This is a genomic window from Pedobacter sp. R20-19, assembly GCF_000708265.2.
Lineage (GTDB): Bacteria > Bacteroidota > Bacteroidia > Sphingobacteriales > Sphingobacteriaceae > Pedobacter.
On record NZ_JCKI01000003.1, the window covers coordinates 91576 to 114857 of the forward strand.

A 23282-nucleotide genomic window follows, 5' to 3' on the forward strand; every position below is an offset into this window, starting at 1 on the left:
TGATGGAGTTAAGTTTAAGTCATTTAATGAAGTAGTTATTCTATATGATGCCAGATTTTTTAGCCTTGATAAAATGCTATCTTTCTAACCTATCTTCCACAAAAGAAAAAGGCAATAAGCTTTTTACACTGGTTACTTTTAAGATTTCGCCGGTGAGGCAATAAAAAATAACTTCAATTGGCCTTGCTTGTTTACGTTCAAATTCTGCCATTACCTGCAAACAACCACCACATGAGGTAATGGGTTTTGTGATATCGAAATTATCAGTTTGGGCGGTGATGGCCATGCTTTCAATAACGGCATTGGGTTGATTGGAACCGATAGAGAATAGTGCAACACGTTCTGCACATAATCCTGATGGATATGCCAAATTTTCCTGGTTGCTCCCAAGAATGATTTCTCCTGATGCTAAACGGATTGCCGTACCTACCCTAAATTTTGAGTAAGGTGAATATGAACTTGCCAAGGCCTGTTCTGCTTTATTACAAAGTAGCTGATCTTGTTCATTTAACTCACCAATGCCTGCATATTGCTCAAAACTAATATTCAGATTTAATAATTTCATTTATAATTGATTATCAATCCGCTAATGTTAAATTTTTATAGCGGGTGAACAATTTAGTTTATTTTTTGTATTATTTATAAATATGCCATTAAATTTAATTTTAGTGGTATGCTTTTAGCATTTAAAAACCATCAAACATTAACAGCTTTGAATAAATACGTACGTAAAAGTTTAAAAATTTTACTTTGGGTTATTGCTTCAATAATCATCCTTGTTGTCGGTATCGCCCTCTCGCTAAACATTCCTGCGGTTCAAAATTTTGTAAAAGGAAAGGCCATTAACTATCTCAAAACAAAAACAAAAACCGAAGTTAGTTTGGAAAGCATTAAGATTGCTTTGCCAAAAGATGTGGTATTAAATAAGTTTTACATCGAAGATCGTAAAGGAGACACGCTTCTATATGCTGAAAAATTAGCAGTGGATATCAGCCTGTTTAAATTGCTCAAGAATACGGTTGAGATTAACAATATTGAGCTAAAAAATATTCGAGCAAATGTAAGGCGTATTAACCCGGATACCACGTTTAATTTTTCTTTTCTAGTTGACGCTTTTATGAGTGACCAGAAAAAACCAGAAAAAAAAGTGGATCAGGATACGACCTCAACACTTAAGTTTTCTGTTGATAAGGTTTCCTTCGAAGATATTGGCATTACCTATCGGGATGATGTGGCTGGAAATGATGTGAAGCTTTATTTAGGTGCATTTAAAACTAAATTAAAAACATTTGATTTAGCCAACCAGCACTATGTAATTAAAGAACTTAACTTAAACAATACTTCGCTTAAATACCTTCAGCAAAAACCATTAACCCAATTGGTACAACACCTCACCAATAGTGTAGATAGCAGCCAGAAAGAAACAGGGAAACTGCCTTTAATTGAAGTGGAAAATTTTGCCTTCAATAATGTTAAGGTAAATTATGATGATCAGATCTCTACAACAAAAGCTGTTGCTGATGTAAACGAATTGGGCCTGGTTAATTTAAAGGTAGACTTAACGAACAGTAAATATGCTGTAGAAGATGCTAAATTAAATAAATCTAATATCCTTTTCGCTTTTAAACCTGCACCAAGCAATGATTTAAAAAAGGTTAAAGACACCGTTGTTCCTGAAAAATCACCTTTGGGCTTGATGATTAAAAATATCAGCTTAGCCGATAATAATTTTCAGTTTGATAACCTTGGTGCAAAAGCTGCTCCTAAAGGGATGGATTTTAATCACCTTAAAATTACCGGATTAACTTTCGGCGCAGGCGATGTAAGCTATAGTGCAGATGGGATTAAAGCAACCGTTAAAAACGGATCATTAAAAGAGAAGAGTGGATTTGTATTAAATGAGTTAAAAGGAAATGCCATATACAATGATAAGCAGATTAAATTAAGCAACTTCATTTTAAAAACGCCAAACACAACCATTGAAAACGCGACTGAACTTAACTTTACTTCAATGGATGACTTATCCAAACATCCGGAAAAAGTGAAACTGGCCCTGAATTTCAAAAACACCACCATAGGTTTAAAGGATGCAGGCTATTTTAGCGATGCCATTCCGGCGAATTACCGCAATGAAAAAATTAAATTGAATGCTAGGGTAAATGGCTATCTCAATAACCTAAATATTCCACTTTTACAAATCAGCGGATTAAAAAATACACAGATTGACATTAGCGGAACAGCTAAAGGCTTACCTGACGTGAATAAAACCTTTCTCGATCTGAATATTAAAAAACTTCATGTTACAAAAAGTGATATCCTGGTGGCTGTACCTAAAAAATCACTTCCACCATCTATTGAACTTCCGAATGTAATCAATGCCAAAGGAAAGTTTACCGGATCAATGACTGACTTCAATACCAATATGAATATCCAAACGGATATGGGTGGTGCCATTGTAGTTGCAGGAATGAAGGGAGCAAAAGGAAGAGAAAGCTATAAGGCAGATATCAGTCTGAATAATTTTAATGTTGGTCGCTTGCTAAAAATGCAGCCTAAATTAGGTCGTGTTACGGTGAAGGCTGATGTTTCAGGTACTGGCTTGGATCCTAAAAAAATTAATGCAAAATTTAATGCACGGGTTTTAAATGCTTACTACAATAAGTATACCTATCGAAACCTGAATCTTGCTGGTACGTATGCCAACCAGAAAGTGGCCATTAAGAGTAGCATGCCTGATAGCAATGCCAATTTTGCATTGAATGCTAATGTTAACCTGGTCGGAAAATACCCAGCTGTAAAGGCAGATTTAAACTTAAAGCAATTAAATTTACAGGCCTTAAATTTTAGTCCGACCGTACTAAGCGCTGCCGGTCTTATAAAAGTTGATTTGGCCACCGCTGATGCAGACTATCTGAATGGTAGTGTTGATGTAACAGGTTTACAGCTGGTAAAAGATCAGCAAAGAATTAATGTAGATACTATATCTGTTCGGGCTAAAAGCACAGCGAGTGAAAATGAGCTGACCCTCAGATCAGAAGTTTTATCGGCAAAAATCGATGGTAAATATCAACTAACGAAAGTGAGCAATGCCATTATTAATGAAATTAACAAATATTATGCTTTCGGAGAAGTGACTAAAATCCCTGATCAGCGGATGCGCTTCTTCGTTAAGGTTTACGATTCAAAATTATTGAAGCAGTTTGTTCCAGAGTTAACCGTTTTTAAACCATCGCAATTTTATGGGTTAATTGATACCCAAAAAGACAGCCTGCTGATTAAAGGTAACTTCCCTCAGGTGGTTTATGGCGATTTTAAAATCGACACCACACTTATAAACATCAATAACGATAATAATAAACTAGATTATGCTTTAACGGTTAAAGCATTGCAAAGTCCGTCTGTTTCACTTTTTAATACTGAAGTAAGTGGTAATGCGGCAAGCAATATTTTAGGGGTTAATATTTTCCTACGCGACAGACAACGTAAAGATAAATATGTAATCGGTGGAAATTTTCAATCTATTAATAAAGACTTTAAGTTTACCCTAGATCCGCAAAAGTTACTGCTTGATTATCAAAAATGGGTGGTATCACAAGATAATTATATTCAATTTGGTGCATCTGGCATATTGGTAAATCAATTTCAGATTAGTAACAGTGGGCAGTCATTGTCTATTAATAGTAATCCAACACAACCTAATGCGCCACTATCGGTTGAGTTTAAAGATTTCCAGTTAGAAACCTTAACAAAATTTGCAGAAACTGATACTACTTTGGTGGGCGGGCGTTTAAATGGAACAGCAAATGTTAAAGATCTGTCTTCAACAGCTAAATTTGAGGCGAACTTAACTATTGATCAGCTACGCTACCAAAAAGACCAACTGGGCACACTTCGCCTGGCGGTAAATAATGCGACGCAAAATGCTTATGAAGTAAATGTAGCTTTAAGTGGTGTACATGATTTAAGAGTAAATGGATTCTATTACACCGCTCCTAAAAGTGCGCTTGATTTAACCGTAAACATTGATAAAATAGAATTAAAAAATATCGAAAGCTTATCTGCCGGACAATTAAAAAATGGAACCGGAACCATTACGGGAGCTTTAAGTGTTAAAGGTGAATTAACTGCGCCTAAAGTTTTAGGCGACCTTACTTTTAATAATGCCGGGATTAATGTAGCTTATGTTAACTCTTATTTTAGAATGCCTAATGAAAAGATTTCATTTACCAATGAAGGCATTAGCTTTAATAACTTTACACTGATAGACTCCCTAAACCAGAAAGCAACCATCAATGGAAAAGTAATGACTAAAGATTACAGAAGTTATCGTTTTGGTTTAGATATTAAGATGAATAATTTCAGGGCCATTAACTCCACTGCAGCTGATAATGACATGATTTATGGAAAGGTTTTCCTAACCAGCGATATCCAGGTTCGGGGAGACATGAATCAGCCTGATGTGAAAATGAATATCAAGGTAAATAAAGATACCAGATTCTTCTTTGCCTTACCTACCAGTGATCCATCTGTTATTGATCAGGATGGGATAGTTCAGTTTATTGATGCAGATGCACCTCCTTTTAACGGACAAAAAGCACTCAAGGTAGACAGCATTAATAAATCTTCGTTGAAGGGAATTAACCTGGTTGCAGCCATAACCATTGATCCGGAAGCGGAGCTTAATGTAGTGGTAGATCCTTCAAACGGCGACGCTTTAAATATTAAAGGTGATGCAAACCTGAATGCCACTATGGACCCAAGTGGAAAAATTAGTATGACCGGTCGGTACGAGGTTGTTGATGGTTCATATAATTTATCTGTTGGTCCGCTAGGCAAAAAAGAATTTAAACTGGTTAAAGGTAGTACCATCATTTGGACAGGTGAACCTACATCTGCAAATGTAAATTTAACTGCTCTTTATGAAGTTAATGCTGCACCTATTGATTTACTTAACCAGCCAGATTATTATGAAGCCAGAACCAAGTTACCTTTTCAGGTTTATTTGATGATGAAAGGTGAATTATTAAAGCCAATTATCTCCTTTAGATTAGACTTGCCAGAGAACGAACGCAATGCTTTAGGCGGGCAGGTATATACAAAATTAATTAACGTTAACAGAAATGAAAGTGAATTAAACAAACAGGTATTTGCCTTATTGGCACTGAACAGGTTTATCGCTAATAACCCTTTCGAAAGTTTAGCTGGCGGCGGTGGCGGAGTTTCTACACTAGCCCGTTCTAGTGTGAGCAAGCTTTTAACCGAACAATTAAATAACCTGACTTCTGATTTAATTCAGGGGGTAGACCTTAATTTTGGTGTGAATTCATCCGAAGATTACTCTACAGGTTCCATGCAGCAAAAAACAGATCTTGAAGTTGGCTTATCCAAAAAACTGCTTAACGATCGGTTAACGGTAACTGTAGGAAGTTCGTTTGCACTGGAAGGCCCACAGGCGCCAGGTGAAAAATCAACAGATATTGCAGGAAATGTAAATGTGGAATATGCATTATCGGCAGATGGAAGATATAGGTTGAGAGCTTACAGAAGAAATCAGAACGATGTAATTGTTCAGGGACAGATTATTGAAACAGGTTTAGGATTTACCCTTGTTGTGGATTACAATAAATTCAGAGAAATATTCCAGAAGAAAAGAAATAGAAGAACAAGAAACATTGAACAGAAAGCACAAAATGAGAAAACTAATTAGACCTATCCTATTTCTATTGGCCTGTTTAGTTTACGCGGGCTGTAGCAGTACCAAATCTTTAAAACCAGGACAGATTTTATATACCGGCGCTGAAGTAAACATCAATCCTGATTCTACAGGTAAAATTGACGATGAAAAACAGATAAAGGCAGACTTAAAAGGTAAAACACGGCCTAAGCCTAATAATAAATTAAAACTGGCGATTTATAATTTTGCTGGTGAACCTAAAAAAGCAAAAGGCGGGTTAAGAAACTGGATTAGAAAAAAAGGTCAGGCTCCTGTGCTTTTAAGTGAAGTTAAATTGAAATATAATAATGATGTACTAACCAGTTATCTGTTGAGTGAAGGATACCTTCAGGCACAAGTAACAGGTGATACGGTTGTGAAAGATAGAAAAGGAAAAGCCATCTACACCGCTAATACTGGTCAGCGATACAAAATCAACCAGGTTAATTTTCCGCCAGATTCTGGCATACTCACTAATATCATCAATAGCAACAAAGCTAAAACCTTACTAAAGGTTGGTGATTTTTATGATTTGGACACCTACAAAAATGAAAGGATCAGAATTGACAACGATTTAAAAGAGAGTGGTTATTTCTATTTCAGTCCGGATTATTTAATTATGCAGGTAGATAGTACCATAGGCAAAAACCTGGTTAATGTTTCAATAAAGGTAAAGGATATTGCACCAGATGCAGCGTTAAAACCTTATACCATTAAAAATATCAATATTTACCCAAGCTATTCACTAAGAAGAGATACCATTTTAAGACGCTTGAAACCCCTGGAATATAAGGATTTTAATATTTATGATGATAGAAACACCTTCAAACCTCGTTTATTTGATCGTTTGGTTTTCTTTCAGAAAGGCGAGCCATATAATCGTAAAGACCATAATCAATCTTTAAACAGAATGGTAAATATCGGAGCCTTTCAGGATGTGAGAGCAGAATTTTTGCCAGTAGATAGTTTTAAAAACAATCAGTTAGATCTTAACATTTACCTTACGCCTTTAAAGAAAAATTCACTTACGTTTTCTGTTACCGGAACCAGTAAATCCAACAACTTTGTAGGCTCGGAAGTTCGGGTAACACAAACCACGAGAAATCTTTTTAGAGGTGCAGAACAACTGGATTTAAGCGTTAGCGGTGGTTTTGAAACGCAAACCAAGGGAACTTCTCTAGGTAGAAATTCACTTTCGCTTACCGCAGAGGCCAAATTAACTTTTCCAAGGTTCATTGTTCCTTTCTATAAACCGAACAGTACTACAGCCTTCATTCCAAAAACAATAGCCTCGGTTTCGTATCAAATGTTAAACAGAGGTAGCGAATATACTTTGAACGCTTTTAAAGGTGAATTCGGTTATAATTTTAAGGAGAACCAATATAAGGAGCATAATTTTAATCCAATATCGGTAAGTTATATATCTACGGCCTTTCCTTCTGATACCACAAAAGCAAGGTTATATGCAGAAAATCCGCTTCTTAGAACTACACTCGAGAATCAATTTATCATTGGAAGTAATTATAACTTCACTTATACCAACCAGATGGAAACAAACCGAAGGAACAATACTTTTTTCTTTGGTAGCGTAGAAACAGGTGGTAACCTATGGGGCACGTTTGTTCCCAAAGATGATGAAGGTAAAAGATCTATCTTCAACGTTCCTCTGTCGCAATTTATTAGGTTAGAGGCCGATTTAAGAGATTACTACAAAGTAAACAGAAATGTAACCTGGGCAAACCGATTGAACCTAGGCTATGGTTATGCATATGGAAATAGTACTTCCTTACCTTTCGTAAGACAGTTTTTTGCGGGTGGTAGTAATGACATCAGGGCTTTTGCGGCCAGAACCCTAGGCCCGGGAACATACAAAGTACCAGATAATGCTGTTTTTGCAGATCAGGGTGGTGATATTAAACTAATGCTGAATTCAGAATTAAGATTTAAATTGGTGAGTGTTTTATATGGTGCACTATTTGTAGATGCTGGTAACGTTTGGCTAAGGAAAGAAGATGTTGGGGTACCAGGAACGGACAATACAGGCAGACCTGGATCTGAATTCAAACTTAAAAACGCATTAAATGAATTGGCAGTTGGTACAGGTGCTGGTTTACGTGTTGACGCTACCATCTTTGTAGTGCGTTTAGATGTAGCCTTTCCCGTTCGCAAGCCTTATTTAGCAGAAGGACAACGTTGGGTGTTTAACAATATCGCCTTTGGGGATAAAGACTGGAGAAGAGAAAATTTAATTTTTAATATAGGAATAGGATATCCGTTTTAATTATTCGAATGAAGTTAGTTAGCAAGATCAGACATTTTTTTATCGCTTTATACCATTTATTTATTGCTGCAGGAAAGGGATTTGTAGAAGATCGGGTGATGAAACTCAGTGCAGCATTGGCTTATTATACGATCTTCTCGCTCACACCATTAATTATCATTGTACTCTCTGCCGCTACGCTATTTTTGGGCGATAAAAGCAATACAGAAACCAGGAATAAGTTCTTCGCACAGATTACAGATATGGTAGGATCGGATGCCGCGGTTCAAATTCAAGGATTCGTGGAGCATTCAACCAAATCAGGTCAGTCTACAATTGGTTTAATTATTGGTATTGCAACACTTATCATTGGTTCTACCGCAATTTTTATTGAAATTCAGGACAGTATCAACATGATCTGGAAGGTAAAAGCAATTCCAAAAAAGGGATGGCTAAAAATGTTAACCAATAGATTGCTATCGTTTTCGCTTATCATTTCCATGGGATTTTTACTATTGGTATCGCTTGTTATTAATAGTGTAGTGGTTGGCCTTGGAGATAAATTAATATCCTTACTTTCGAAAAGCGAAATTGATGAAGTGATTCCTGTTGCCGATGATACCATGGCACTAATCATTTACATTTTAAATAATGTAATTACTTTGGCTGCAGTTACCGCAGTATTTACAGTAATTTTTAAAGTGCTTCCAGATGTAGTGATCAAGTGGAAATCGGCTATCATCGGTGCATTATTTACCGCTTTGCTTTTTAGTTTAGGTAAATATTTAATTGGAATATATATTGAAAAAGGCAACCCAGGTTCTGCATTCGGTGCGGCCAGTTCAATTATTGTAATCTTACTCTGGATTTATTATACCTCTATAATTCTTTATTTCGGTGCTGAATTTACTCAGGCATATGCTGAAAAATATGATGGTGGAATCGCACCGAGCAAGTATGCTGTATTTACAAAAATCACTATTGTAGAGAAACATGTAGACGTTCTTCCTCCACAACATCCTGAAGAAACTATTCACGCACCAGAAAAATAATTAAGATAGATTTTTGTTAAAATCAGATAGCTGTTTAAAAGAAATGTTATCGGATATATTTTAAAATCTTTTCCAATAAATCATGCTCCAGAAATGGTTTAAGAACCAATTCATTCATACCAGATGCGAGGTACTTCTGCCTATCTTCCTGTAAAACATTAGCTGTTACACCCAATATAGGTATACTTTGCTTTTTAGCGTCACTTATATTTCTAATTTTTTGTGTAAGTTCTATACCCCCCATTTTAGGCATTTGTATGTCTGTTAGAATAAGATCATATTCTTTTTCAAGAAATAATTCATAAGCTTCTTCGCCATTGTATACAGGATCATAAGCAATATTATATTTTTTTAAAATGGTACTTGCGAGGAGAATATTTAACATGTTATCATCAGCCAACAATATTCGTTTTCCAATTAGGACCGAGGTTTCATTACATAACACAGAGATTGGTATTTGAACAGATGTCGGTTTTTCAGTAGTTTGATAGGATAATTCGAAAGAGAAAACCGATCCCTCTCCTACTGTACTCTTTACGCTGATGGTACCACCTTGAAATTCTACTATTTTTTTGCATATGGCTAAACCTAGCCCGGTGCCCTGTTGCCTTTCTTTTGTAGATGCATAGTAAACCTGAGCAAATTCATCAAAAATAATTCCCTGATCAATGAGTTTTATGCCCAAACCTGTATCTATAATGTTAACTTTAAGTTTGGCCAGATTTCTATTTGGCAGCGTAAGTTCTGCTGACAAAGTAACACTACCCTTTAATGTAAATTTAATGGCGTTACTTAACAAATTCATCACCACTTGCTTTAAACGCAAGGGATCACCTAAAATATAAATATCCTGGTCTACTGACATCTGCAGGTAGAAGCTGATTTTCTTTTTCGCTGCCTGAATACTCATGCTATCAAAAACATCTTTTATAGCAGTATACGGAGAAAAAGGAACTTCTTCTAAAACCACTTTTCCAGTTTCATATTTTGAAAAATCAAGAATATCATTCACCACTTCCAGAAGCATAATTGATGAATTTCTGATGGCAACGACCTGTTCTCTTTGTTCTACATTAAGATCAATTTGAGTTAGCTGCTCTGAAAATCCTACTATAGAGTTTAATGGTGTACGGATCTCATGACTCATATTTGCCAGAAAGCGGCTTTTAGATAGTGCATAAGATGCGGTTTTATTGCTATTTTCGATTAGTACTTTTTCATTCTTATAAAAATGATAAATCATATAAAAAACAAATGCCAGTAAACCAACAGCAAGGGCAAGCAAAACTTTGGCAAATCTATCTAAATTCTCTACCGCACCCAGCGTAGTTTTGTCTGATAGTTGCTGAAGGGAAGCATAATATTTCTTTTCAATAGCTTTATATTTTCTCAACCCGCTAACAATGTTGGATATTAATCGATGGTTAACATTGAGCAATTGCTTTTCTTTGTTCTTTAGCTTATTATTAACCCGGTAAAGCCTTAAGTAATAATCATTTATTGAATTTAGCTGTAATTTATTATAGGCTACATTAATTGATGAAGTATCTGCAGAAATAGTGGTTTTGATTAATGTAGGCTTAGCTTTTCCAGCTTCTTTACTGGTCTCTCCATTAATGGCAGCCAGTACACGTTTCAGAAATCTTTTTTTTTGATGCGCGGTAATTCCAGGTTTAATGGTATCAATCCTGGTAATGTTTTTAAATTGCCTCATCGTGAAAAGCTTTGTTTCTGGATGATATTTTTCTTCTCCCTGATTAACCTTTACCGTGAAGTTAATTAGGCTATCGCAAAGATTTTTTAGTTTTATAAATTGGTTGGTACGCAGTTTTTTTTGCTTGATTAACCCATAAAAGTCTTCAGACAAAAAGGTATGTTCGCTTTGGTTCTTCTGCTTGATGGTATCCATAATGAAGGAGATTTCTTTAATCTCCTTCACAAACTGGTTGTAGTAATTACGATCTCTACTCACCATATACATTCTGCAGTTATTTTCTGCATTGTAAAGCTTAAAAATGCAGCTATCTAAATTGGCGTAATCATATTGTACCTGAACAATTTTCTTTACCGATTTAAGAAGTGGTAAATTGGAAAAATTTACAAGCACAACTGCTGTTATACCGAAAATGGCTAAAATTAAGGATACAACTATTAAGTACTTTCCTGCTGAACTTCTAATGGGTTTCAAATGCGTCGATTTAATTTTGTGATTACATCAACGCCGAATTTTATGCTACTTCATCAATAATTTTAGGTTCTTCTTCTACCTCGTCTTTTTCAACACGCAGATTTCTGATGATGTGTTGTTGTCTGTCGGGAGTGTTCTTTCCCATATAATATTCCAACAAACTTTTAATGGTTTGATCTTTTAAAATAACAGGATCCAGCCGGATATCCTTACCAATAAACAAACCAAATTCATCAGGAGAAATCTCTCCCAATCCTTTAAAACGAGTGATTTCGGGCTTATTACCTAATTTTGCAATGGCATTTCGACGCTCTTCATCACTATAACAATAAATAGTTTCTTTTTTATTTCGAACCCTGAACAGAGGGGTTTGTAATATATAAACATGGCCTGCTTTTACTAAATCAGGAAAAAATTGAAGGAAGAAGGTCATCATAAGTAAACGGATGTGCATCCCGTCTACGTCGGCATCTGTGGCAATTACAATATTATTATAATGCAAGCCCTCTAAACCATCTTCTATATTTAGTGCATGCTGTAATAAATTAAATTCCTCATTCTCGTAAACCACTTTCTTCGTTAATTCGTAACAGTTAAGCGGTTTACCTTTTAAGCTAAAAACAGCCTGGCAATCTACGTCACGAGATTTAGTGATCGAGCCAGATGCAGAATCACCTTCAGTAATAAATAAAGTGGTTTCATAACGTTTTTCATGCGTACTATTGAAATGAACCTTACAATCACGAAGTTTTTTGTTGTGTAATGATGCTTTCTTAGCCCTGTCGTTCGCTAACTTCTTGATCCCTGCAATATCTTTACGCTCCCGTTCAGATTGGTTAATGCGTTTTAAAAGTGCATCTGCCACATCAGGATTTTTATGCAGATAATCGTCTAATTCCTTTTTAACAAAATCATTAATAAATGTGGCTACTGATGGTCCTTCCGGCCCCATGTTTTGCGAACCCAGCTTTGTTTTTGTCTGCGATTCAAAAACAGGTTCCTGCACCCGAATCGAAATGGCTGCTATGATCGATGAACGAACATCGGCAGCATCAAACTCTTTCTTAAAAAATTCCCGAACAGTTTTTACCACGGCAGCGCGAAATGCCGCCTGATGTGTTCCACCTTGTGTAGTATGTTGTCCGTTAACAAAAGAATGGTAATCTTCGCCATATTGCTGACCATGTGTCATCGCAATTTCGATGTCATGACCAACCATATGAATGATCGGATAGCGAATTTCTTCAGGCTTATTAAATTTAGAAAGCAAATCGTATAAACCTCTTTCTGAAAAATATTTTTGATTATTAAAATTGATGGTTAAACCTGTATTTAAAAACACATAGTTCCACACCATACTTTCTACAAAATCCGGAATGTAGTGGTAATTTCTAAAAATGGTTTCATCAGGATAAAAAGTAATGGCTGTACCGTTACGCTGAGTAGTATCAATTATAGGTTGCTCGTTTACCATTTCTCCTTTAGAAAATTCTACCTTTTTAGTTTTACCATCACGGTAAGATTGTACGGTAAAAATGGTTGATAATGCATTTACTGCTTTGGTACCTACACCATTTAAGCCAACAGATTTCTGAAAGGCATTGCTATCATATTTACCACCGGTATTAATTTTACTTACACAATCTATCACTTTTCCTAACGGAATCCCACGACCGTAATCACGAACATTAATTTTTTGTTCAGAAACTGTAATTTCGATGGTTTTTCCGGTGCCCATTACAAACTCATCAATAGAGTTATCTACAATTTCTTTTAACAAAACATAAATTCCATCATCTTGTGCAGAGCCATCACCCAGCTTACCGATATACATACCGGGCCGTAATCTGATGTGTTCTTTCCAATCTAATGAGCGAATACTGTCGTCGTTATAAATTACTTCTGCCATAAATTTTTATTTGTTATCAGGTTGATAGAACTTTGTGATGCACAAAGGAGCCATACCGAGGGATGTTCGGAGCAAGCTTTAACGTTCAACATGACAATAGGTTTGGGATGATTTGATATCGTATAAATGAAAATTCATAAGTAATGATTTCTCAAAAATCGAATAGCAAAAATTATTATACAATAATAGTTTTATTCTTTGAAGCTAGCAAATGAAAATTTCAACAAAAGTGCTTATCGGGAATTAATGAAGCATTAAATTGCTGAACCGATAAACGGAATATCGCCTACTGCAAGTTGCCAACTCAAACTTCTTGCATAATTTCCATACCTTCGTTGTTTTATTTTAAAACCCGATTTAATGCAACCTAAAAAGCAACTTTCGCTCTTCGATTTATCCATGATTGTAGTAAGTTTAGTGATTGGAATGGGGATTTTTCGTACGCCTGTAAATGTAGCAGCGAAAGCCCAGATACCCGAACTTTTTTACCTGGCATGGTTTATTGGTGGTTTTGTAGCGTTCTGTGGGGCACTTACCTATGCAGAAATCGGCTCCAGATATCCCGTTACCGGTGGATATTATAAAATCTTTTCTGCAGCTTATCATCCATCTATTGCATTTGCAATTAATTGTATCGTGATCATTTCGAGTGCAGCATCTGTAGCAGCAATTTCGATTATTGGTGCAGAATATTTAGGCAAGATTATTTTACCGGCCAATATGCAAACAGATGTTTATCGGGTGGCTATTGCCATCACCACCATCCTGGTTTTCTATTTTATTAATTTATTGGGCTTAAAGGCAAGTGCCAAAACACAAAATGTGTTAACAATAGTTAAAATTGGTTTAATCTTATTACTCATCTCTGCACTCTTTTTTGGTTCGCAAACTCAAACCATTGCTCCTGTTTTTAAAACGGAAGCCGGCACTTTGCCAAATTGGACAGATTATGGAAAAGCCTTGGGGTTGTGCTTAATTGCTGTGTCTTTTTCATATGCAGGCTATGCACAAACCATTAATTTCGGAGGCGAGGTAAAAGAAGCCAAGAAGGTTATTCCACGTTCTATTATTATTGGTTTAACCATTATTGTAACCCTTTACCTCATTATCAACTATGTTTATGTAAAGGTAATTGGTTTTGAAGAACTTAAATCTGCAGAGAGTATTGCAGCCATTTTAGCTTCCAAAATATTTGGTCCGGCTGGTTTTAAAATGCTTTCTGTTATTATTTTTGTTTCAGTAATGGGCTATGTGAACGTAAATTTATTAAGCAACCCAAGGGCAATGTTTGCCATGGGTGAAGAAGGAGCACTGCCAAAGGTTTTCAGTAAAATGAATCAGAAAACCGAAGTGATTACCCTAAGCTTAACTGTTTTTACCTTGATTGCCGTGGTCATTATTTTTTATGCCAAAACTTTTGATAAGATTTTAAATTACACCATTTTCCTGGAAAGCATCAGCATGGCTAGCTCTGCAGCAACCATTTTTATTTTAAGAAAGCGTACGGCCCATCTCGACAAAAAAACCATTTATACCGTTCCATTATATCCTATATTACCAATCATATTTATTGCAGCCTATACTTTTGTTGCGTTTAGCATTTATGCAGATGATCCTGGCGCTGCCCTAAATGGCTTATATATTTTTATAGGCTTTATGATCATTTATTTCATTTCCAAGTGGATTAAAAAGTAAGTATCAATTGAAGTAGGGAACTTGATTCCTTACTTGATTCTTCATTAATATCGTCTTCTAGGTGCCCGCAGGAGGGGGTGGTTAAACCGTTCACATGACCAAAATTAGAATAGAAAAGAAAAAAAATAAAGGCGAGCCTGATTTTACCAATTAAAAATAAGACCTTGCTGTACAAAACAATTTAACCAAATTAATGAATAAAACGCTCTCACTAAAACAAGAAATTGCTTATGCGGCTGGCATGATTGGTTGGAGTACCATGACAAATATTATCATTGTGATGCTTCCATTTTTCTATCTTCCGCCAAGTAATTCTGGATTACCTACACTTGTTCCGCAACTTGTTTTTTTTGGTGCTTTTAACATTTTATCCATTATTGCTGCATCAGGGAGATTGGTAGATGCCTTATTTGATCCATTTATTGCAAGCCGAAGCGATGGAAGTGAAAATCCAAACGGCCGCCGGATGCCATTTATGAAATGGGCAATTTTGCCTTCCATCATTTTTTGTGGATTGGTTTTTAATCCTATTGAAAAAGTAGAAAGTTTACACAATGCCTGGTGGCTAACCATTTCGCTATGTTTATTTTTCATATCCGTAACCACCTATATCATTCCTTATAATGCGCTACTTGCTGAAGTAACCAATACGCCGCAGCAAAAGGTTAAATTATCTAGCTATCAACAAGTTGGATTTGTAATTGGCATTATCTTTTCAGCATGTACCAATAATTTTGCCGATTTGGTTCAACAAAATTTTGCTATTGCAGATCGAAGTGAGGCTGTACAAATTGCCATTTGGGGCCTTTGTATATTATCCGGATTGATGATGTTATTGCCAATATTCAGCATCAAGGAAAAAGATTTCTCTGTTGCAAAACCAACTCATGTACCACTTTGGCCAGCTATTAAAAATACTTTTAAAAACAGCAATTTTAAATATTATTTAATTTCTGACTTTGCCTTTTATACTGCCTTAAGCATTATTTCAAGTGGTTTATTATTTTTCTGTACAGTTTTACTTGGCTTACCAGAATCTGAAGGTGGTAAGTTTATGGCTGCAATGGTCATGGCATCACTATTATTTTATCCATTGATTACTTTTGGCTCAGCTAAAATCGGTAAAAAACCATTAGTCTTACTTGGCTTTGGGATTCTTTGCCTGATATTTGTAACCATCTACTTTTTAGGAAAACTTCCCTTTGGGCCCTATACACAAATTTACCTTCTGGTATTGTCTGCGTCTTTTCCTTTGGCCGCATTAGGAATTTTACCCAATGCAATCTTAGCAGAGATTGCACAAAAAGACACCATAGAAACTGGCGAAAACCATGAGGGAATGTTCTTCGCTGTAAAATACCTGTTTGTAAAGTTAGGTCAGACATTGGGCATTGCTATTTTTGCCATGCTAACAATTTACGGAAAAGATCCGGGAAATGATTTTGGACTCCGCCTGAATGGAATTGTAGGATTCGGACTTTGTTTGCTGGCGCTTTTATTCTTTAGCAGGTTTAAAGAAGAAAAATAAATCAATTAAATGAGCAGGCATAAAAAAACGCATGAAACATTTTGCTTCATGCGTTTTTTGAAATTAAGACAATTAGTACCCTGGACTTTGTTTTAAAGTTCCATTACTTCTGTCAATCTGATCTTGTGGCAAAGGAAAGTATTCGTCTCTTGATTCAATGGTTATACCATTCAAATAGTTGAAGTATTTCCCTTCAAAAGCAAAATAGCTTTCAAGTGTTTGTTTAGCAATTCCCCAGCGCACCAGGTCAAAGAAACGATGTCCTTCCATAGCCAGTTCCAGTCTGCGCTCAAAACGAACAGCATTCCTGGCATAAGTGGCATTTGGAAAAGATGGATATGGACTAACTTTGTAAGCTGCCGCCGGCGTACCGTTAATTGTTGTCGGGGTTATTTTAGCTGCCCGAAGTCGAACGGCGTTCACTAATGTTAATGCCGTTGGAAGGTCGTTTGTTTCAACAGCACATTCCGCTGCCATTAAATAAACATCACTTAGGCGAATCAGATTCACATTCAAACCTGTTACATTAGTCATTCCCGGGCCAGTGCCAGAAGCAATCTGAGAAGCTTCAATTGAATTTTTAACGGCCACAAACGGACCACCATTACTGGCATCCCTGATCCAGCTATCACCAGCCATAATTCCCCAATCGCGATATGGTACACCACGACGTCCGATGGTAGATTCTATTCTTGGATCAAATGCTATAGAACGATCTACCTGATAACTTGCTTTTTGTGTTGTAGTTAAATTAAGATCGGAAGTATAAGGATTAGTACGATAGCTTCCATCCAATAGTGGTAAGCCAGATGCATCCACTTTAAAAGCATTTGCTAAATCAATAGTTGGCTGAAAAAATCCGCAGCAATTAATTGGTGTTACCCCTCCATACGGGAAGTTTAACATATCACCAACATTACCATTATCACCACCAGTTCCATCTGTACCTACCGAATGCTGTACAGCTACAATAGATTCTGGTCCGTCTTCTTTGGTAATATCAAAATTATCACCATAAGGCATATCTACTAAACTTCCTTTTGCAGAAATTACAGCATTAAGTTGAGCGTAAGCTTCAGCATAGCGTTTTTGGTACAATAAAACCTTTCCAAGGTAAGCCTGAGCAGCATATTTATCCATACGCCCTTTTTGACCCTTAGGCTTGGTGGTTCCCAGATTTGCTACTGCAGCCTGAAGATCTTCAATGATATTTGGATAAATATCCTTATCATTTGGAAGAATTGCTCCGTTTGAAGCTTCGGTAACATAGGGTACCAGTTTAAAAACCCTAACCAAAAAGAAATAATAATGTGCTCTTAGTAACCTGGCTTCACCCTGAATTTCCTTTGCCCTGCTATCTGAAAACTTTGTCGCGCCACTTCCAGATTGTAGCGTTGCAAGTACCTTTAAAGTATTATTACAACGTTGAACACCTTCAAAGCACCTATCATATAAGTTAGCGAGGTTATCATTTGTGCTGGTAGGCGAGTGTTGTTCTATGGCGTTCATATTAGGCTGATCTCCATTACTACTGCCTTTGTGCGCATTATCAGAAGCTACTTCACCAAATAGCCACTGGCTTGGTGCTGCACCATAATTGCCCCATGTGCCATTAATATTACCATTAAGTAAACCGTATGCACCAACGAGTAAACCTTCTACCCCATCCTGTGTGGTTAATTGTTCTGCTGTAAGCTCAGCCTGTGGGTTTAGCGAAAGAAAATCCTTTTTGCAGGATACGCTACTTAAAATTAATATGGAAAAGAAAATATATTTAATATGTTTCATCGTAAAATCTTTTAATTAAAATCCAACATTTATACCTAATAAGAACTGTCGAGGTGATGGATATACTCCCTGGTCAACTCCCGGAGCAGTGAAACCATCAGTAACCTGACTAACCTCTGGGTCTACGCCGGTATATTTAGTAATGGTAAATAAATTACTTGCGGCCACGTATATCCTAAACTTGCTGATATTTGCTTTAGATCCAAAAACTTTGGTAGGAATTGAATAACCAATCTGAAGGTTTTTAAGCCTTAAAAAACTGCCGTTTTGAATATAGTAACTAGAAGAAGCAAATTCCACATCAGATGCACCTGCGTAAGCAGATGGAATAGTACTGGTAGGATTACTTGGGCTCCAGGCATTTAGCAAACGGGTACTTTTTGCACCGTCAAATGATGGGAAATCGGTAAAGTAACGGGTGGCTTCAAAGATATCATTGCCTTGTACACCATATAAAAAGGCTGTAATATCAAAATTACGATAAGAAGCATTCAGATTTACTCCATAAGTGAAATCAGGATTTGGATTTCCGATAATGGTACGGTCTTTCGGGTCAATCACACCATCTCCGTTAATATCCATGTATTTTAAACCACCTACGCGGGCACCAGTGTATGATGGGCTGTTCTGAATATCTGCTGCACTTTGGTAAATTCCATTGGTTTTATATCCATAGAAAGATCCAAATGGGGCACCTTGCTGTAAAACACTGGTTTGCAAACTTCTATAATTACCATATACCTGGTTGAAGATTCCGGGAGCAAGCTGATCGATTTTATTTACGTTTCTTGAAAAGTTAACACCAATATCAAACTTAAATGGATTATCGGCTTTTCTGCCATAGTGATAAGCCACATTAAACTCGATCCCTTTATTACTCATATCACCAATGTTAACATATGGTGAACTTCCTCCACCCACTACGCTTGATGGCAAAGGCAAGTTATAAAGCATATCTGTTGTTTTTTTGTTGTACCAATCTACAGACCCATCAAAGACACCTTCAAATAAGGTAAAATCTAAACCCACGTTCAAGGCTTTTAATGATTCCCATTTCACATCAGAATTTAGATAAGCATTTTGCCATACACCAGTGGTGAGCGTATTTCCGCCACCAACCGCATAGGCTGCATTGGTGATCGAACTTTGGTACCTGTTGATGTATTGATATGGCGGAATCCGCTGGTTACCGGTTTGTCCGTAACCCACACGAAGTTTTAAATCACTTACCCATTTAACACTCTTTAAAAACTCCTCTTCTGATAATCTCCAGGCAATACTTCCTGCTGGATAAACCCCGTATTTGTTTGCCGGACCGAAGTTGGATGATCCATCCCTCCGAACGGTTACACTGGCCAGATAGCGATCATTAAAGGAATAATCAGCCTTTCCAAATATGGAGAAAAGGGAACCGATAGAACCGGTACTGGAGTTACTGATATTGGAAGATCCGGTATTGAGGTAATAGTAATCCTGATCACCTAATAGAAAGAAATCATTTCTTGAACCATTTAATTGTCTGGATCTTGAACGGATGGCCTCAGTACCAACCAATACATTTAGTTTGTGCTTTTCATTAAAGGTAGCACTATAATTTAAAGTGTTAGACCATGTCCATTCTGTATTATATCCCTGGTATTCACTTAAATTATTTGAGTTATTTCCTTCCGAGAATTCAAGGTTTGGATAACGCATAGATAAGCCGTTATAGTTCTCATAACGTATACCAAAATTGGTTCTCAACACCAAACCTTTAAGAATATCGCCTTCGGCAAACATATTACCAAAGAAGAAATTGCTTTTGTTTACATTATCTTTTGCTCTGTAAAGAAAAGCAACAGGATTTTCTGCATTTCCAAGCTGACTTCCGCGGCTACCGGCAAAATTTCCATTAATGTCATAAACCGGAATAATGGTCGGAATCCGATAGGCCCATCCCAACGCACTTCCCTGATCCTGGTAACCACCTGGTGTATTAGGATTTACACCAAAACCATATCCTTCAGAATAACTGTATTGTGCATTTTCACCAAAACGAACACGTTTATTAAATGCATTAACAGTTGTATTTGTACGAATATTATAGCGTTTGAAACCGGTATAATCTATTGTACCTTTCTGATTGAGGTAACCAGCCGATAATGCATAGGTAGCATTTTCAGAGCCACCTGTTGCCCCCAACTGATAATTTTGTACAGGAGCTGAACGTGTAATCTCATCAAACCAGTTGGTTCCTTCTTTGTTGGCCTTGGTAATCTGATAAAAAAGCGAAGGATCCCGGCTATAATTGTATCTTGATGGATCAGCATCTGCTGAAGTAACATCCTGACCTAAAGCAGATCCTGCAACTAAATATTCGGGTAATATTGGTGTTGTTCCAGAACCATAATTTCTACCTGCGGCAATTGCTTTTCCGGCATTGGTATAGCTGTCAAATACATATTGCGCATATTGTTGCGGGTTCATCATTTCTGGAAAACTGCCTTTCCTTGGCACCTGTGTGCCATAATAAGAATCAACGGTAATTTTTGGTGCGCCAGATGTTCCTTTTCTGGTGGTGATAATTACAACACCATTATTTGCTCTGGAGCCATAAATTGATGCTGAAGAAGCATCTTTCAGCACCTGCATACTTTCGATATCATTCTGATTAAGCCAGGATAGTTTGCCTTCAAACGGCACACCATCAATAACATATAAGGGCTCATTATTATTAATGGTACTTGTTCCCCTGATGCGGATTTGCGGTGTAGAACCTGGTGCGCCATCATTAATAATCTGAACACCGGTCGCTTTCCCTTGCAATGCCTCTACAGCACTAGCCGCTGGCTGGGCTTTCAAAACACCCATATCTACTACGGCTACCGCACCGGTTAAATCCTTTTTACGTTGTGAGGAGTAACCGGTAACCACTACCTCAGTTAAATTGTTATTCTCTGCTTGTAATGTTACTGAAATATTGGTCTGGCTACCAACTGTTACCTCTTTATTGATAAATCCAATAAATGAAATTACCAGTACATCTGTTGGCTTTGCACTGATTGAAAATGCCCCATTGGCATCTGTTGTAGTACCTCCGGCCGCATTTTTAAGTTTGATTGTTGCACCTATAACAGGTAGCTGATCATCACTGGCAATAACTTTACCAGTAACTTTAGTTTGAGCAGTTGCGCTGATGGCAAACAACAAACTCAAGCACAGAAGAAGAAAGCCCCTCCTGAAAAAGGATAAATTTTGTGTCATAGTTTATATATTGGTTAGAAATTAGTTAGCGTTTTGATACTGCCTAAAAAATTAAGCAGATTGGAATATTCAGACTTTTAGGATGAAAGCCTGAAGTGAAAGTCTCGATCTTGGCGAGTATTATAAGGATTTGGAAAAATGGCTCTACAATGGATAGAAGAATGGCTTCTCTGGTTAGATAAAGGTAGTTTCATAAAAATATTCTATTTGGTTATTTAAAATAAGTAGACTTAATCATACTTAATACAGACTAAACTGCACACTTTTCCTCACAAACTGAATACAATTTAACAAAAATTAACATTCAAGCAAAACAAAAATTAATTAAATAAAATTTTAAATCGTTTTATTATCATTTAAAAGGTTAGATATGAGCGATTATCTTAAATGTCTTTCGAAATTATTTATTCTGGCTTTTCATTTATTTCTGTATCTTTGATGCCGAAGCAGGAATAAGGGCTTGCCATTCTGAATGGCATATTCTCTCCGCAAGTTAGTCCTTCAACAAATGATTGTTCTAGCTTCTTCAATAAATATTACAAAAATTCATACATGTTATTCAAAGAATTAAACCTCATAGAGCCAATTTTACAGGCACTAGAGAAAGAAGGTTATACACAACCTACCCCTATACAGGAGCAATCCATCCCTACTATATTAAAAGGAAAAGATTTACTTGGCTGTGCGCAAACAGGAACAGGTAAAACTGCTGCCTTTGCCATCCCAATGTTGCAATTATTGCATGAAAAACACATCAACACTAAGGCGACCAAAAACATTAAGGCATTAGTTTTAACACCAACCCGTGAGCTTGCCATTCAAATTGAAGAAAGCTTTAAGGCTTATGGTAGCAATCTAAATTTACGCCGATTGGTAATTTTTGGTGGTGTAAACCAACACTCACAAGTAGAAGCACTTAGAAAAGGTGTTGACATTTTAGTTGCTACACCAGGACGCTTATTGGATTTAATGAACCAGGGCTTTATTAGCTTGAGCACCATTGAACTTTTTGTTTTAGATGAAGCTGACCGTATGTTAGACATGGGTTTCATTCACGATGTGAAGAAGGTGGTTGCAAAATTACCTGCTAAACGCCAGACTTTGTTTTTCTCGGCTACCATGCCTGATGAAATTCAGAAACTTGCCAATACCATTTTATCCAGTCCAACAAAAGTAGAAGTTACCCCAATTTCTTCTACTGCAGAAACCATTGTGCAATCTGTTTATTTTGTTGATAAGCCTGATAAAAAGAAATTATTAATCCACCTGCTGGAAGATAAAAAGATTGAAACCGCTTTAGTATTTACACGCACCAAGCATGGTGCTGACCGGATTGTGAAAGATTTAGCACATGCCGGAATCAAAGCAGCCGCCATTCATGGCAACAAATCGCAAAATGCCAGACAAAGGGCTTTAACTGATTTTAAAGATCGGAAAATTCGTGTGTTGGTGGCAACAGATATTGCAGCCCGTGGTATTGATATTGACCAGTTATCTCACGTTTTTAACTATGAGTTACCTAACATACCTGAATCATATGTACACAGAATTGGGCGTACAGGCCGTGCAGGTGCCAATGGTATTGCCATTTCTTTTTGTGATGCGGAAGAAAATGAATATTTGTTAGACATTCAGAAGCTGATTAAAATAACACTACCTGTTGTTGATGATCATCCTTATCCACTTAGCTGGGAAAGTATGTTGGCTAAAAACCAGGTTAAACGTAAACCTCAGGCACAATCCAAAGGTGGCGGCGGCGGCGGTAAAAGAAGCGGTGATGGAAATATGAGTGGTAAACCACGTAACGCCAGCAATAACAGGAGATCTGGCGGAAATAGAAATAAAGCGAAAGCGTAGTTTTTAAACGGAAAGACCAAAGCATAAAGCTTAGAGCTGAAAGCCTAAA

General features: G+C 36.8%; 11 protein-coding genes. 6 read left to right on the plus strand and 5 right to left on the minus strand.

The genetic code is table 11. From position 1 onward, the window contains the following. Positions 1 to 76: 76 nt before the first annotated feature. Positions 77 to 565 (minus strand): cytidine deaminase, encoded by a 489-nt coding sequence (locus AN34_RS08005; RefSeq protein ID WP_029284088.1) that lies wholly within the window; start codon positions 563 to 565, stop codon positions 77 to 79. Positions 566 to 673: 108 nt separating this feature from the next. Between AN34_RS08005 and AN34_RS08010 the strand changes: the two genes are divergently transcribed. Genes AN34_RS08010 through AN34_RS08020 form a run of 3 tightly spaced genes read left to right on the plus strand, consistent with a single transcriptional unit; the run spans position 674 to position 9025 of the window. Continuing rightward, positions 674 to 5707 carry a translocation/assembly module TamB domain-containing protein gene (locus AN34_RS08010; protein ID WP_231625510.1) on the plus strand — a complete coding sequence of 1678 codons (5034 nt, stop codon included), beginning with the start codon at positions 674 to 676 and terminating at the stop codon, positions 5705 to 5707. Further along, complete coding sequence (locus AN34_RS08015; protein ID WP_029284092.1) at positions 5691 to 7994, plus strand: BamA/TamA family outer membrane protein; 2304 nt, start codon at positions 5691 to 5693, stop codon at positions 7992 to 7994. Before AN34_RS08010 ends, AN34_RS08015 begins: the two co-directional genes overlap by 17 nt. An 8-nt stretch (positions 7995 to 8002) precedes the next feature. Next, positions 8003 to 9025 (plus strand): YihY/virulence factor BrkB family protein, encoded by a 1023-nt coding sequence (locus AN34_RS08020; protein ID WP_036676808.1) that lies wholly within the window; start codon positions 8003 to 8005, stop codon positions 9023 to 9025. A 46-nt stretch (positions 9026 to 9071) separates the two neighbouring features. Here AN34_RS08020 and AN34_RS08025 read toward each other — a convergent pair whose 3' ends face one another. Next, positions 9072 to 11213 carry an ATP-binding protein gene (locus AN34_RS08025; RefSeq protein WP_051666333.1) on the minus strand — a complete coding sequence of 714 codons (2142 nt, stop codon included), beginning with the start codon at positions 11211 to 11213 and terminating at the stop codon, positions 9072 to 9074. Between the two features lie 40 nt (positions 11214 to 11253). Then, positions 11254 to 13122, minus strand: a complete 1869-nt coding sequence (locus AN34_RS08030; protein WP_029284098.1) for a DNA topoisomerase IV subunit B — start codon at positions 13120 to 13122, stop codon at positions 11254 to 11256. Positions 13123 to 13482: 360 nt separating this feature from the next. Here AN34_RS08030 and AN34_RS08035 point away from each other — a divergent pair, with 360 nt between their 5' ends. Both AN34_RS08035 and AN34_RS08040 read left to right on the plus strand, forming a co-directional pair. Continuing rightward, on the plus strand, positions 13483 to 14817 hold the full coding sequence (locus AN34_RS08035) for an APC family permease (RefSeq protein ID WP_029284099.1): 1335 nt from the start codon (positions 13483 to 13485) through the stop codon (positions 14815 to 14817). Between the two features lie 193 nt (positions 14818 to 15010). Further along, positions 15011 to 16345 carry an MFS transporter gene (locus AN34_RS08040; protein ID WP_029284101.1) on the plus strand — a complete coding sequence of 445 codons (1335 nt, stop codon included), beginning with the start codon at positions 15011 to 15013 and terminating at the stop codon, positions 16343 to 16345. A gap of 72 nt (positions 16346 to 16417) precedes the next feature. Here AN34_RS08040 and AN34_RS08045 read toward each other — a convergent pair whose 3' ends face one another. Then, positions 16418 to 18133, minus strand: coding sequence for a RagB/SusD family nutrient uptake outer membrane protein (locus tag AN34_RS08045; protein ID WP_029284103.1), 1716 nt, complete (start codon positions 18131 to 18133; stop codon positions 16418 to 16420). 15 nt (positions 18134 to 18148) lie between these two features. Next, entirely contained in the window at positions 18149 to 21376 is a 3228-nt protein-coding gene (locus AN34_RS08050; protein WP_082468350.1) for a TonB-dependent receptor, read from the minus strand. Positions 21377 to 21928: 552 nt separating this feature from the next. Between AN34_RS08050 and AN34_RS08055 the strand changes: the two genes are divergently transcribed. Further along, on the plus strand, positions 21929 to 23233 hold the full coding sequence (locus AN34_RS08055) for a DEAD/DEAH box helicase (RefSeq protein WP_029284107.1): 1305 nt from the start codon (positions 21929 to 21931) through the stop codon (positions 23231 to 23233). Positions 23234 to 23282: the final 49 nt, after the last annotated feature.

What these genes read in the sequence shown, in the direction of transcription:
- AN34_RS08050 (WP_082468350.1), bottom strand. Translation starts at nt 21,376, where the DNA reads ATGACACAAAATTTATCCTTTTTCAGGAGGGGCTTTCTTCTTCTGTGC.
- AN34_RS08045 (WP_029284103.1), bottom strand. Translation starts at nt 18,133, where the DNA reads ATGAAACATATTAAATATATTTTCTTTTCCATATTAATTTTAAGTAGC.
- AN34_RS08005 (WP_029284088.1), bottom strand. Translation starts at nt 565, where the DNA reads ATGAAATTATTAAATCTGAATATTAGTTTTGAGCAATATGCAGGCATT.
- AN34_RS08010 (WP_231625510.1), top strand. Translation starts at nt 674, where the DNA reads ATGCTTTTAGCATTTAAAAACCATCAAACATTAACAGCTTTGAATAAA.
- AN34_RS08015 (WP_029284092.1), top strand. Translation starts at nt 5,691, where the DNA reads ATGAGAAAACTAATTAGACCTATCCTATTTCTATTGGCCTGTTTAGTT.
- AN34_RS08055 (WP_029284107.1), top strand. Translation starts at nt 21,929, where the DNA reads ATGTTATTCAAAGAATTAAACCTCATAGAGCCAATTTTACAGGCACTA.
- AN34_RS08030 (WP_029284098.1), bottom strand. Translation starts at nt 13,122, where the DNA reads ATGGCAGAAGTAATTTATAACGACGACAGTATTCGCTCATTAGATTGG.
- AN34_RS08040 (WP_029284101.1), top strand. Translation starts at nt 15,011, where the DNA reads ATGAATAAAACGCTCTCACTAAAACAAGAAATTGCTTATGCGGCTGGC.
- AN34_RS08020 (WP_036676808.1), top strand. Translation starts at nt 8,003, where the DNA reads ATGAAGTTAGTTAGCAAGATCAGACATTTTTTTATCGCTTTATACCAT.
- AN34_RS08035 (WP_029284099.1), top strand. Translation starts at nt 13,483, where the DNA reads ATGCAACCTAAAAAGCAACTTTCGCTCTTCGATTTATCCATGATTGTA.